The organism is Marinomonas algicola (assembly GCF_014805825.1).
GTDB lineage: Bacteria > Pseudomonadota > Gammaproteobacteria > Pseudomonadales > Marinomonadaceae > Marinomonas > Marinomonas algicola.
The window spans coordinates 3,054,335-3,067,397 of sequence record NZ_CP061941.1 but is presented as its reverse complement, the minus strand read 5'-3'; the positions used below and the strand labels follow the sequence as shown (position 1 = coordinate 3,067,397).

Annotated in this window: 15 protein-coding genes; 9 read left to right on the top strand and 6 right to left on the bottom strand. The window is 39.4% G+C overall.

The window, feature by feature from the left end; all coding sequences use genetic code 11:
• Positions 1-65 precede the first annotated feature (65 nt).
• Genes rluB through IEZ33_RS14015 form a run of 4 tightly spaced genes read left to right on the top strand, consistent with a single transcriptional unit; the run spans position 66 to position 3,761 of the window.
• Positions 66-956 carry a 23S rRNA pseudouridine(2605) synthase RluB gene (rluB, locus tag IEZ33_RS14030; RefSeq protein WP_191600655.1) on the top strand — a complete coding sequence of 297 codons (891 nt, stop codon included), beginning with the start codon at positions 66-68 and terminating at the stop codon, positions 954-956.
• A gap of 38 nt (positions 957-994) precedes the next feature.
• Entirely contained in the window at positions 995-1,459 is a 465-nt protein-coding gene (locus IEZ33_RS14025) for a DUF1499 domain-containing protein (protein ID WP_191600654.1), read from the top strand.
• Between the two features lie 42 nt (positions 1,460-1,501).
• Complete coding sequence (locus IEZ33_RS14020) at positions 1,502-2,230, top strand: response regulator (RefSeq protein ID WP_191600653.1); 729 nt, start codon at positions 1,502-1,504, stop codon at positions 2,228-2,230.
• The gene (locus IEZ33_RS14015; protein ID WP_240009541.1) at positions 2,214-3,761 is read left to right on the top strand and encodes an ATP-binding protein; all 1,548 of its coding nucleotides are present in this window, start codon (positions 2,214-2,216) and stop codon (positions 3,759-3,761) included. Before IEZ33_RS14020 ends, IEZ33_RS14015 begins: the two co-directional genes overlap by 17 nt.
• Before the next feature lie 9 nt (positions 3,762-3,770).
• On the opposite strand, the gene IEZ33_RS14010 is transcribed toward IEZ33_RS14015, so the two are convergent.
• Positions 3,771-4,697 (bottom strand): LysR family transcriptional regulator, encoded by a 927-nt coding sequence (locus IEZ33_RS14010; RefSeq protein ID WP_191600652.1) that lies wholly within the window; start codon positions 4,695-4,697, stop codon positions 3,771-3,773.
• Between the two features lie 105 nt (positions 4,698-4,802).
• Complete coding sequence (gene argF, locus IEZ33_RS14005) at positions 4,803-5,705, bottom strand: ornithine carbamoyltransferase (RefSeq protein WP_191600651.1); 903 nt, start codon at positions 5,703-5,705, stop codon at positions 4,803-4,805.
• A 231-nt stretch (positions 5,706-5,936) separates the two neighbouring features.
• Between argF and grxD the strand changes: the two genes are divergently transcribed.
• Together grxD and IEZ33_RS13995 are read left to right on the top strand one after the other, a co-directional pair.
• Positions 5,937-6,263 carry a Grx4 family monothiol glutaredoxin gene (grxD, locus tag IEZ33_RS14000; protein ID WP_191600650.1) on the top strand — a complete coding sequence of 109 codons (327 nt, stop codon included), beginning with the start codon at positions 5,937-5,939 and terminating at the stop codon, positions 6,261-6,263.
• Between the two features lie 136 nt (positions 6,264-6,399).
• Complete coding sequence (locus tag IEZ33_RS13995; RefSeq protein WP_191600649.1) at positions 6,400-7,023, top strand: peroxiredoxin; 624 nt, start codon at positions 6,400-6,402, stop codon at positions 7,021-7,023.
• 122 nt (positions 7,024-7,145) lie between these two features.
• Here IEZ33_RS13995 and IEZ33_RS13990 read toward each other — a convergent pair whose 3' ends face one another.
• Complete coding sequence (locus IEZ33_RS13990; protein ID WP_191600648.1) at positions 7,146-8,099, bottom strand: LysR family transcriptional regulator; 954 nt, start codon at positions 8,097-8,099, stop codon at positions 7,146-7,148.
• A gap of 193 nt (positions 8,100-8,292) precedes the next feature.
• Between IEZ33_RS13990 and IEZ33_RS13985 the strand changes: the two genes are divergently transcribed.
• Positions 8,293-8,685 (top strand): GFA family protein, encoded by a 393-nt coding sequence (locus IEZ33_RS13985; protein WP_191600647.1) that lies wholly within the window; start codon positions 8,293-8,295, stop codon positions 8,683-8,685.
• Positions 8,686-8,693: 8 nt separating this feature from the next.
• Here the strand turns inward: IEZ33_RS13985 and IEZ33_RS13980 are convergent, their stop codons facing one another.
• A complete protein-coding gene (locus IEZ33_RS13980; protein WP_191600646.1) occupies positions 8,694-9,584 on the bottom strand; it encodes a LysR substrate-binding domain-containing protein in 891 nt (296 codons plus the stop codon).
• A 34-nt stretch (positions 9,585-9,618) separates the two neighbouring features.
• The gene (locus IEZ33_RS13975) at positions 9,619-10,617 is read right to left on the bottom strand and encodes a 2-hydroxyacid dehydrogenase (protein WP_191600645.1); all 999 of its coding nucleotides are present in this window, start codon (positions 10,615-10,617) and stop codon (positions 9,619-9,621) included.
• Positions 10,618-11,128: 511 nt separating this feature from the next.
• On the opposite strand from IEZ33_RS13975, the gene IEZ33_RS13970 reads away from it, so the two are divergent.
• Positions 11,129-11,338, top strand: coding sequence for a cold-shock protein (locus IEZ33_RS13970; RefSeq protein WP_191600644.1), 210 nt, complete (start codon positions 11,129-11,131; stop codon positions 11,336-11,338).
• 283 nt (positions 11,339-11,621) lie between these two features.
• Here IEZ33_RS13970 and IEZ33_RS13965 read toward each other — a convergent pair whose 3' ends face one another.
• Complete coding sequence (locus IEZ33_RS13965) at positions 11,622-12,383, bottom strand: sulfite exporter TauE/SafE family protein (protein ID WP_191600643.1); 762 nt, start codon at positions 12,381-12,383, stop codon at positions 11,622-11,624.
• A gap of 120 nt (positions 12,384-12,503) precedes the next feature.
• Between IEZ33_RS13965 and IEZ33_RS13960 the strand changes: the two genes are divergently transcribed.
• Entirely contained in the window at positions 12,504-13,052 is a 549-nt protein-coding gene (locus tag IEZ33_RS13960; RefSeq protein WP_206696857.1) for a DUF2058 domain-containing protein, read from the top strand.
• Positions 13,053-13,063: the final 11 nt, after the last annotated feature.

Below are 13,063 nucleotides of genomic sequence, written 5' to 3'. Positions count from 1 at the left end.
GCTGCATAGCATGTATTTAAGTCATAAAACGGGTTGCTGAGAAGCATTCCCATAAAGAGGTCGTAATGGACGAAAAGTTACAAAAAGTATTAGCACGAGCTGGTCAAGGTTCTCGTCGTGAGATGGAAACGCGAATTCGTGAAGGTCGTGTACAAGTCAACGGTGACGTTGCTAAATTAGGCGATCGTGTAAAAGTTTCAGATGAAATTTTAATGGATGGGTATCCGGTAAAAGTATCGGAAGCAGGTGAAAGCCGTCGAGTGCTTATTTATAATAAGCCTGAGGGTGAGGTGTGTACACGGAAAGACCCTGAAGGGCGTCCAACTATTTTTGATAGCTTACCGAAATTACGTGGTGAGCGTTGGATCGCTGTTGGTCGATTAGATATTAATACCTCTGGTTTACTTTTATTTACGACGGACGGTGAACTGGCGAACAGGCTAATGCACCCTTCAACTGAGATAGATCGAGAGTATCTAGTTCGAGTGATGGGGGAAATTACCGATGAAAACATCAAGAACCTTAAAAAAGGTGTTTTTCTTGAAGATGGCATGGCCAAATTTACAGATATTGTTGATGGTGGTGGTGAAGGTATTAACCGTTGGTTTTATGTGTGTTTGATGGAAGGCCGAAATCGAGAAGTACGTCGTATGTGGGAATCACAAGGCGCAAAAGTTAATCGATTAAAACGTGTAAGATTTGGTCCGGTATTTTTACCATCAAAAGCAAAAGTAGGTCGTTTTGTTGAAATGGACGAAATGGAAGTCAATGGACTATGCTCTTTGGTTAACTTACCTCAGAAACCCATTTCTGCCAAAACAGTTCAAGATAAAAAAGACGCCAAACGTCAAAATTCTAAAACAGGTGGTAAAAAGCGTCCTAAAGGGTTTGATTGGCAGACGTCTGATAAACCAGAGTTTAAGCCTAAAAAGTCAGGAAAGCGTACATTTCGATAATGTAAAGCGTAACGGCGTGTGTTGGAGGTGAGTAGTACATGTTTAGTCGGGTTCTAGTGTTTATTGTTGCGTTGTTTGTTGGCTTTTTATTTTATATTAATTTAAATAACGATAGACCAGAAAATTTAGGTGTAACGGATGGCGTATTTTTGCCATGTTCAGAATCGCCTAATTGTGTTTCTTCTCAATCTCCTGAGTCTGATGAAGTGCATTACGTTGAACCCATAATCTATAAACAGCCTCACCTTGAAATGCAGCTATTGTTAGAGAAATACTTTTTAGACCAAGGTAATGCTCATATAGTAACGAGTGAGCTTGGTTACTTTTATGTTGAAATAAAAAGCTCTTTCTTTGGTTTTGTCGATGATGTCGAACTTTACTGGCCAGAGGCAGACAGCGTACTTCATGTTCGCTCTGCCTCACGTGTTGGTTATTCAGATATGGATGTAAATCGTAATCGAGTGCTTAAAATGAAAGAATTTATTTCAACTAATCAGCCTTAATTTCATCCGTTCATTTTAAAAGGCTCATAAAGAGGATATTAAATGACAAGTACTGGCTCTCAAACCATCCTAATAGTGGAAGATGATGAGCGTTTAGCGCTACTCACCAAAGAATATCTACAAAAAAATGGCTTTGTTGTTGAGATTGAGTCAGATGGTCGTCGTGCCATCAGTCGTATTATTGAAACAAAGCCCTCATTGGTCATTCTTGACTTAATGTTACCTGGCGCCGATGGTTTTACTGTATGTCGTAGTGTGAGAGAAGAGTATCAATCGCCGATCTTAATGCTTACAGCAAGAAGTGATGATGTGGACCAAATTCTGGGTCTTGAAATTGGGGCGGATGATTACGTCGCAAAGCCTGTGAAGCCAAGAGTTCTCCTAGCTCGTATTCAATCTCTGCTGAGGCGAAGTACTCAAGATGTTGACTTTTCTTCTATTTCTTCAATGTCGGCGAAAGCGAGTAGCGTGTTAACCTTTGGACCTTTGGAAATTGATAATTCTAGACGGGAAGCATGGGTAACTGGAGAAGAGATCGATCTAACGAGTGCTGAGTTTGATCTTTTGTGGTTGCTTGCTAGTAATGCCGGGCAGATTTTAAGTCGAGAAGAGATCTTTGGTCAATTGCGTGGAATAGAGTACGATGGACAAGATAGATCTGTTGATGTTCGAATCTCTAGGATTCGTTCGAAAATAGGCGATGACCCTGTTCACCCAAGAAAAATTAAAACCATTCGTAGCAAAGGTTATCTTTTTGTCAAAGAGGTTTAACCTTACGGCTTTAGCCTCTAAAATGGCTCGAAGCAGTTGGCAACTCTACCTAAGTTTTATCTTAGGTGGCTTGGTTCTGTTGATTTTTAGTCTTGTCTCTTTATACCGAGCTCAATCAAATCACATGCTTTCTCATTCAAAAAGTTTAATGTGTGCAGATTTAGGGATAAGTGCTCTTAATGTCATGATAGGGAGAGACACTTCCCTGTCTCGTTTTAAGTGGGATACATCGAATGTTTCCTCACCTTTTACGGCGGATCAGATTGTCAGCATAGTAGAGCGAAACTTGTCTGATATTGACCTTTTACGCGAAGATAGGTTTTACTTCTACACTGATAATAAAGAGGTTATTTTCTCGGCCATATTTTCCCACACTTCCGACATGTATCTAATCGAAGGATTGTTAAAGTCATTTTTAGAGTCGCCTAAGTTCAGTCAGATTGATCGAAAAAAATTACTTAATTCCTTACCTTGTATTACGGCTGAATATAACGATAACTCTTCTGGATCACCCATCGGTTTGTCTGCTTTTCACTCTGACTTAGGGAACAGTGCATTTATCTGGGTTCAAAAGGGAACCCCTTCGTTGAAGATTGCGATACCTGTCCACATTTCAGAAAACATCATACTGCTGATGACTAATATTATTGGTGTTACTATTCTGCTGATGTTAGTGCTCATCTGGAAAGGTCTATTAAGTTTAGAGCAAAAAAGAAAGACTTTTAGAGACTTTACAAGAGAGATAGCGAAGGGGAATGCAGAAGTTCCAAAGAATCTTTCTGATGACGGGACGTTAGAGGAATTGGCTGGCTCCTTTGATTCTATGTCTTTACACATACAGCGCTTACTTAGGGTGCAAAGGGACATGATTAATGCGATATCCCATGAACTAAGAACCCCCATTGCACGTTTGAGGTTTGGACTTGAATCACTAAAAGATGACGTAAACGACAATAACCTCCCAGCTATTGATGGGCTTGAGGGTGATGTTGAAGAGTTGAACACTCTGGTGGACGAAGTGTTAACCTATGGGAAGTTAGAAGAAGGTGGGTTGACGCTGCATTTTACAAAAGTGGATATAGATGACGTTATCTCTTCAATTGTAGAAAATAATGAGTCTCTGTTGTCCAATTTTGACATAGAAATTGAAATTGACCCTAAACAAAGCCTAGTCTTAGCTGATGCTCATCATCTCCATAGAGCATTACAAAACCTTATTTTGAATGCCTCAAAATACGCGAAAAGCAAACTGAAAATTAGTTTTGATTGTGATGATGTGTCTTGCAAAATAGATATCGAGGATGACGGCCCTGGTATTGCATTTGAGGACAGAGATAAAGTTTTTATACCTTTCCAGCGTTTAGATAACAGTCGTACTCGAGCTTCTGGTGGGTATGGACTGGGATTGGCGATCGTGCAAAAAATTGCTTTTTGGCACGGCGGTGCAGTGCTCATTGATGGTAGTTCTTTGGGAGGGGCAAAATTTAGTTTTATTTGGTCAAAAAACTACCATAAAAAGGATGTTAGCTAAAAGTGGCCATCATAAGTCTGGTGATAAAATGCCTTTTAAGTTTTTGAAACAGGTTTGAGACGCCGTGCTAATTAAGTCCTGTATGTAAGAGCTGTCTCTTTGATCCTTACGAATGGCAAGGTACAATTTACACCAAATGCCTTCTTCACCAAGCGATTTAGTAATAACATATTGTCTATTGGTGTATTCCGTAAGCGCCCAATTGGGTAAGCAGCATACACCTCTGCCACTTGCGACAAGCTGCATCATCATTAATGTTAATTCACAGTGTCTAATTTTGGCAGGGCGTATGCCCGCCGGGTCTAAAAAATTCCTGAAAATATCTAATCTTTCCGCTTCAATGGGATAGGTGATAAGGGTTTCATTTTCAAGGTCCTGAGGTTCAATATACTCTTTAGTGGAAAGTTTGTGATGTCGAGAAAGTGCAACCTGAGATTCATATTGAAAAAGTGGAACATACTCGATGTTGGGGATATCTACAGGGTCAGACGTGACAACCAGGTCTAAATCGCCACGAGCTAATGCAGGGAGCGGCATAAAGCTAAATGCAGTTGATAGATCAAGCTCTACATCTGGCCAGTGTTCTCTGAAGTGATCAATCGTAGGCATTAGCCATTCGTAGCAACTATGGCACTCAATGGCAATATGTAACCTTCCGCTTTCACCTTCCGCAAAGCGTTGAATGTCTCTCTGAGCACTTCTAAATGAAGGTATTACATCGTCAGCTAATTGCAATAATCTTAGTCCCGCGCTGGTAAAGCGAACGGGTTTGGTCTTACGTATAAATAGCTGACAGCCAAGTTTTTCTTCTAAATCTTTTAATTGATGAGACAGTGCGGATTGAGTTAAATGGACTCTATCGGCGGCTTCGACGAGACTGCCAGTTTCTCTCAGGGCGGTTAATGTTTTTAGATGTCTAACTTCAATGAGGCTCATACTGATTTGATCTTATGCAAAGAGAGCATTAAAAATAACCACCATAACATTCTTATTATGATGGTTAATTGGTTTTCTTATCGTTCTTGTATGAACGCAAGATGCTTAACAAAGAAGGAATTCAAGTAAGGCTTTTTGCGCATGCAATCGATTCTCTGCTTCATCCCAAACAACAGAGTCGGGATGATCAATTACTTCTGCCGTTACTTCTTCTCCCCTGTGTGCAGGTAGACAATGCATAAATAACGCATCTTTATTGGCTAGAGACATCAGCTCTTGATTTACTTGGAATGATTGGAAATCTTTTAAGCGCTTTTCTTGTTCGTCTTCTTGACCCATTGATGCAAATACATCGGTAACGATAAGATCGGCCTCTTTAACGGCTTCTTGTGCATGGTTTAATACCGTCACGCGATGCGCAAATTTCTCGACAAGCTGTGCATTTGGTTCATATCCGTTTGGACAGGCAACAACTAAATTGAAGTTCAATAGCTCGGCCGCATTAATGTAGGAATGACACATGTTGTTTCCATCACCAACCCAAACCACTTTTTTACCGTCTATATCCCCCCTATGTTCTTGATATGTCTGCATATCAGCCAGTAGTTGACATGGGTGGAAATCGTCAGTTAAAGCGTTAATCACAGGTACCGAGGAATGCTTAGCAAAAGTTTCAATGCTGGCGTGATCAAATGTACGGATCATCACAGCATCAACCATACTAGAAATGACTTTCGCGCTGTCTTCTATCGGTTCCCCACGGCCTAGTTGCGTATCTCTAGGGGATAGGAAAATAGCATGACCGCCAAATTGCGCCATACCCGCTTCAAAAGAAACCCTCGTTCGAGTTGAAGACTTTTCAAAAATCATCGCTAGAACACGATTTTTTAAAGGTTGATATTGAGTTCCGTCACGATGTATTTTTTTTAATTCAGAGGCACGATTTAAAATCTGCTTCAGTTCGTCGGAAGAAAGATCCATTAGCGTTAAAAAATGCCTTGGGGACACGTGAGGCTACTCCTGTAGATATTAATTTAAAAAGGAATCGGCCAATGTAATACACTGAACAGAGTTAGTAAAGGCTAGAAACTCACTCTAAATAGGATATAGGCCTTGTATTCTATTTTTAGAACCCATATAAACACCCGTAAAGCCTTATTAAATACACGGCGTATTTTTGGCATGCTTAATCGTGTCTAGGGCATAAATGATTCTAATTATGAAACAAGAGGTTTTAACGTGAGTACACTTGATACAATTAAAGAACAAATTGACGGCAATCCTATCCTTTTATACATGAAAGGTACTCCACGAGCGCCTCAATGCGGTTTTTCCGCTCAAACTGTACAAGCTCTTATGACTTGTGGTGAGCGTTTTGCTTTCGTTAATATTCTAGAAAATCCAGATATTCGCGCTGAACTGCCGAAATTTGCTAATTGGCCGACATTCCCTCAGTTGTGGGTGAAAGGTGAATTAGTGGGAGGATGTGATATTGTTGTTGAAATGGCATCGAATGGCGAATTGAAAACGCTAATCGAAGAAACTGTGGCATCAAGTGCCGAATAACATAGCCCATGATAGATAAATTTTATTGCCGTTATTAATATTATCAATCGCATAGAACCTTAAGTTTAACGATATAATGTTTTGGCAATATTCTATTTAGTAAATGAATTTTAATTAATTATGGAGATCTCTTAGAATGACAATATTAGTTGGTAAGCAAGCACCTGATTTCACTGTTCCAGCTGTTTTAGCAGACGGTCAAATTGTTGATTCTTTTAACTTGTCAGCAACAATTAAAGGAAAATACGCCGTTGTTTTCTTCTATCCACTGGATTTCACTTTTGTTTGTCCTTCTGAAATTATTGCCATGTCTCATCGTATGGAACAATTTCGTAAGCTTGGTGTGGAAGTGATTGGTGTTTCAATTGACTCTCATTTTACACATAATGCTTGGAGAAATACGCCAGTTAATGAAGGTGGTATCGGTGCTGTTGAGTACACACTAGCGGCCGATATGGATCATGCTATTGCGAAAGCATACGGTATTGAATCTGAGGGTGGTGACTCTTATTACCCTGCTGGCGTTGCAATGCGAGCTTCTTTTGTAATTGACCAAAAAGGCATTGTTCGCTCTCAAGTTGTTAATGATGAGCCGATTGGTCGTAATATGGATGAATTGGTTCGTGTGGTTGAAGCGTTACAATTCTTCGAAGAGAACGGTCAAGTATGTCCTGCTGGCTGGAATAAAGGTGATAAAGGTATGGTAAATACACCGGAAGGTGTAGCGTCTTACCTATCTGAAAGCGGTGATAAGCTGTAATTATTTCATGATGTCTAAAACCGCTGGTTTCGCCTTGAAATCAGCGGTTTTTTTATACCTAAAACTGTGACGTTATAAAAAGTCTATTTGTCTATCTAGTCGTTGCTCTTCTATTTGTCTATCTAGTAGTTGTTCTGTAGCTGAAATTCTTTTGCAAGTTCGTTGACCTGCTGTCTAAACCATATATGGCTTGCGTCGTGATGCAATAATGGGCTCCAGATCATTTTCAGTTCAATAAGCGGGATTTCAAAAGGAGGCTCTAAAATCACAAGGTCAGGATTGTTCTTATTAATCATGGCCACTTTGCGGGGTAAGGTCGCGATCAAATCTTGTTCAAGAGATAAATGCATGGCTGTATGATAGCTTCGAGTAAACACACGAATACTGCGTTTTTTGTCAATGGTCTGAAGGGCTTCATCTACCCATCCTAATTTTTGAACGTCAGTAGGGTCCATCCCAACGCCTACTCCAAACCCTGTTTTACTGACCCAAATGTGTTGTGATGCAAGGTAATTATCTAAATCAAAATTATGCCGCACTAAATTATGAACACTCATTAAACAAACAAATGAATCCATCCATACGCTTTTTTCATGAAAAGATTGAGGCAGTTCTTCAAAGCGATTAATCGCCATGTCTATTTTTCCAGCCTCGACATCATGAAAGGTGACATCACTTGGTGTCATAATATCCAGCGTTATTCCTGGTGCATTTTCTCTAAGGCGATTTAATAATAAAGGAATGACGGTTGAGGTTGCATAATCGCTGGCCATAATGCGAAACACTCTGGTACTGGTTTTTGCGTTAAAATCCGCGGCAGGTTGTAGCGCCTCTTCTAACTCTAATAAAACCCGTCGCACAATGGGTTGCAGCCTAAGGGCTTTTTCAGTTGGCTTCATACCTTCACTAGTGCGTACTAACAATGGGTCGCCGAGTAGGTCTCTTAGGCGCTTCAGCCCATTACTCATGGCCGGTTGGGTTATGTTCAACTTGCTTGCAGAGCGCGTAACATTGCACTCTCGTAGTAAGACGTCTAAATAGATTAGTAAGTTAAGGTCGATTCTATTAATATTCATACGTTTTATATTTTAATTTCGTTGTATTTTTCTAGTGAATTTATTTTACAGATAAATATCAAAACCTCAATCAGAAAGCGGTAAATTGCGTTTGAAAGCGATTGCTCTTATATGGAGATGTCTTACTGGTTTGTGTTAAAGTCGAACAAGTCTGTTTTATTCAATCGTATTTGATTAGAAAGTGTATATTAGTATGAAAGCGTCGTGTTTATGTGGCCTTGTTCAAATGGAAATAAAATCTCCTTTTATTAGTGCGTCCTATTGCCATTGTGGTCAATGCCGTAAAAGTCACGGAGCCAGTAGTGTCGCTTATGGTGCTATTTTAAAAAGTGATGTCGAATGGTTATCTGGGAAAAAGAAAATACGTTGTTTTGAATCTTCCGAAAAAGTGAAAAGAGGCTTTTGCAAAGCCTGTGGAAGTAACCTTTATTACTACAATAAAGATTACCCAAGTCATTTAGATATTCCTTTATCCATCATTGATGGCGACCCAAATTTACCTCCTGAATACCATATATATGTCTCTTCCAAGCCTAGTTGGTATGAGATAAATGATGATTTACCTCAATATCCCGAAGACAAATAGTGCTCATTTTAATTGATTAAGGTGGAAAGCTGTACTTCTTGGCATTGCTCCACAAATTTCTGAGCGTTTTGCGTCAAAGTAGACCCTTTTGGCGTTACGATCAAAAGGTTTCTGTTCAGTTTTAACGGTGTGTTAAATATCCTAATTAAGCCAGCGTCTAGTTCTTGTTTTAATGCGAGTTTTGAGAGGCATCCTAGCCCCATTTTATAAATTACGGCCTGCTTAACGGCTTCCATATGGGCGAGCGATAGGCTGATATTTAATTGTGGCACATTCGCCCCAATTGCCTGTTCCAATATGTTTCGTGTGCCCGAGCCCGCTTCTCGCATGACCCAGTTTGCTTTTGATAGGTCGTCCCATGATAGTGTGTCTGGTCCATCCAGTAGAGCTGAGCCAAATACAACCATTTCATCTTGAAGCCAAGTATCAACAAGCAGTTCTGCATGTTGGCAATAACCTTCAATAAAACCAACTTCTGCTTTGCCTGTTAGAAGTTGATGAATAACACTTTGTGTATTACCAATTTCTAAATTGAAACGGATATTTGGATGTTTTTCTTTAAATTCAGCCATTTGCCTTGGAAGTAAGTAGTTACCAACACTGACACTCGATGCTAATTGTAGTGATCCACTTAACTCTCCAGAATCACCCATACTCTCAATCTGTTCTATCTGACTCAAAACGGCTCTAGCTTGAGGTAAAAGGTCCCTAGCTTGAGGCGTTATTTGTAGGCGTTTCCCGTGTCTTCTAAATAAAGGTCTGCCGAGAAGCGCCTCAAGCTCTCTCAATGCTTGGCTTGCAGCTGGTTGGCTGATAGCAACTAAATCGGCCGCGGCCGTCACTGAGCCTGTATGTACAACGGCTTCGAAAATCTGTAATTGTCTTAATGTTATTTTCATAAAGAATTATTTTTTTTCATCAAATAGGTGTTGGTTAGTTGCTTTGAGTTAGGATTCTGCTGCTTTGTATGCTGTGTTCGTGCTGATAAAGATTTTCTAAGGTCGTTTGTGCTATGTGTGATAAAGCGGTATCTGTAAAGTAACCCTGATGCCCTGTCACAACAACATTAGGGAACGTTAACATAAGTTGGAAGACGCTGTCTTGGATTATAGTGCCTGACATATCTTCAAAAAATAGGGTGCCTTCTTGTTCATAAACATCTAAACCTAGGTAACCAATTTTTTCTGAATAAAGCGCATCGATTGCCTCTTGGGCGTTTACTAGGGCTCCGCGGCTGGTGTTAATAATCATGACACCTTTGCGCATTTGCTCCAAGCTATCTTTGTTTATTAGATGATTGGTCTCATTGGTTAAAGGGCAGTGAAGGCTGATGATATCGGATTGTTCATAAAGTGAAGCTAAGTCAACATATTCGCATCCCAAATCAATGAGCATTTGACTTGGTCTAATATCATGGCATAAAACACGACAGCCAAAGCCGATCATAATTTTTGAGAAGGCTTGGCCAATTCTACCGGTCCCAATACAGCCTACTGTTTTATTTGATAAATTAAACCCCATCAATCCTTCTAGGGAAAAATTACCTTCTTTGACTCTATGAAATGCCCTATGAGTTTTTCGATTTAATGTCATGATAAGAGCGACGGCATGCTCAGCTACAGACTCTGGACTGTAGTCAGGTACGTGATAGACAGATATGTCTAAATCGATAGCGGTTTTTATATCGACATTATTGTAACCTGCACACCTGAGAGCGATGGCTTTGATGCCATTAGCAGAAAGCTGCTGTAAAACATACTTGTCAATTTGATCATTTACAAAGCAAGATATGGCATCAAATCCTTTTGTTAGAGCAACGGTTTCAGTGCTCAATCTACTTTCAAAAAAATCCAGCTCTATATTGGCATAAGCATTCTCATGTGTGAGTGTTTGTTTGTCATAGGTCTTACTAGAAAATACCGCAACCTTCATATCGACTATCCTTTTTATGGGCGTTTGACGTATTTGCATGATTAAGGAATCTTACCACTTTGTTGCGCCCCGCCTAAGTGAATGTTGATGCGGGGCGTGGCTTATATGTGTTGAGTGTAGTTTGTTTGAGTGATATACGCGTTAATTTCTTCTTTTAAAAAGAAGAGGTGAAGTCATACATTGTCATTTTATATTTGATTTTTCATTATTTTAGCTCTGTCTCGATCCTTTTTTGGATGTGATGTTTAATCTAATTTATTGATTTATAATGGTTTTATTTTTATTTGGTGCTTTTTTTAAAATAAAGTCATTATATGATTGACCCTAATAAAATAGCAGGATACAATGAAGTCGTTATAAAGAGTTGGCAATATTTATGTCCAGAGTTACGGCTATTACTTCAGTAATACTCAGTCCTGTCAGTCATAAGTAATACCGAGTTTTTTAGCACTGCCTCACATTGGAAATGAATTCTATTGTGAGATTTAAATATATATACAGGATACAAGATATGTCTGAAGTAGTAACTGGTACAGTTAAATTTTTCAACGAAACTAAAGGTTTCGGTTTTATCACTCAAGATAAAGGCCCTGATGTTTTTGTTCACTTTTCTGCGATCAACTCTAACGGTTTCAAAACCTTAGCTGAAGGTCAAAAAGTTGAGTTTCAAGTAGCTCAAGGTAAAAAAGGTCCAGAAGCGCAAAACGTAACTCCTTTATAAGGAATACGTTTCTGGTTAGTCCCAGAGCGGTTTGATCTTTTAAAAAAGACGGCATATGTCGTCTTTTTTTATGCCTTTTTTTATGGAAATACATAGATATCCTAAAGACCTAAAGACCTAAAGACCTAAAGACCTAAAGACCTAAAGACCTAAAGACCTAAAGACCTAAAGACCTAAAGACCTAAAGACCTAAAGACCTAAAGACCTAAAGACCTAAAGACCTAAAGACCTAAAGACCTAAAGACCTAAAGACCTAAAGACCCTAATTGTGCCCTCTAAGAGGTTAGTCTGATAATAGGGCGGCCGCACTGCCACACAAGGTCATAATAAATAAGAACCACTTCAGCGTTTTAGGATCGGCTTTGATCGCAAACTTCACCGCTAGGTGTGAGCCTAAAACGGTACCAATGCTTAAGGTTAAGCCTGGCGCCCACAAAATTTGATCGTTCCAAATAAAAACACCGACGGCTAGTGTCGTAAATGCACAGGTACAAACCATCTTCAATGCGTTTGTCCTGACTAGGTCATATCTTAATGTTCCTGCAAGTGCCCCTATTAAAATAAAACCTACGCCTGCTTGAACAAATCCGCCATAAACACCAGCAATAAAAAGGGCAATCCATGCGCTTGGTTTCTTATTTATTTTATGAGGAATGGTACCTGGAGGCGGTGATATGATACCAGGCTTAAGTAGCATGATAATCGTCATGCCTATCATGGCAGACAGCAATAGTGGTTTTAGTAACTCAGGTGGTGCGAATGAAGCGATAATGCTTCCAACGACACCCCCAATTAGCGTGGGGATTAGAACAGGGACAATGTCTGATGTATCTATTTTTTTGGCTTTCTTAAAGCCGACTATACCCGCGACAGATTGTAAAAGTACGCCAACCCGATTGGTGGCATTGGCAATATCTGCCGGCATTCCCATTACCATTAATGCCGGTAGAGTAAGGTTAGAGCCACCGCCTGCTAAAGTGTTTATAATACCTGCTACAAAACCGGTGCCTAAAAGAAGGGCTATGTAGGTTAAGCTCATGTCCATTTTGTTGAGTCCAGTTCGGAGTTAAGATTAATTAGATAAGGTAATATACCTTTTATTAATAAAAAATAAGAGTTTTTATCTTGGTGTTTTATTTAAGAATTTTATTAGGAGAAATAAAAAGTGGCAAAATCTCTTCAAGAGCAACTAATGAAAGCAGGATTGGTTGATAAAAAGAAAGTCAAAAAACTTAAAGCAGAAAAATTACAGCATAAACAAAAGGTTAAAAACGGTAAAGCAACAGCAGAAGATGAAAACCTAAAGCAGCAAGAGTTAAAGAAGCAAAGAGATGAAAAGGCGGAGAAAGATCGCTTGCTTAACCTGCAAAAAGAAGAGGCGGCGTTTAAAAGGGCTGTGCAAGCACAAATCCGCCAGATAATAGAAATGAATCGAATTCCTAAAGAAGAAGGTGATATTGCATACCATTTTAAAGACAATAAAAAAGTGAAGCAGCTTTATATTAGTCAACAAATGCACAATCAATTAGCCGCCGGTCAATTAGCTATTGTTAAGTTAGACGATAAATATGAACTGGTCGCCGAGCCTGTAGCTGTAAAGATTAGTCAGAGAGACGATTCTTATGTGCTGGTTTGTAATGATAGGGTAGAGGATATTGAAGACGAAGACGATCCTTATGCAGACTTTAAGATCCCAGATGATTTGATGTGGTAAATACGTATTAA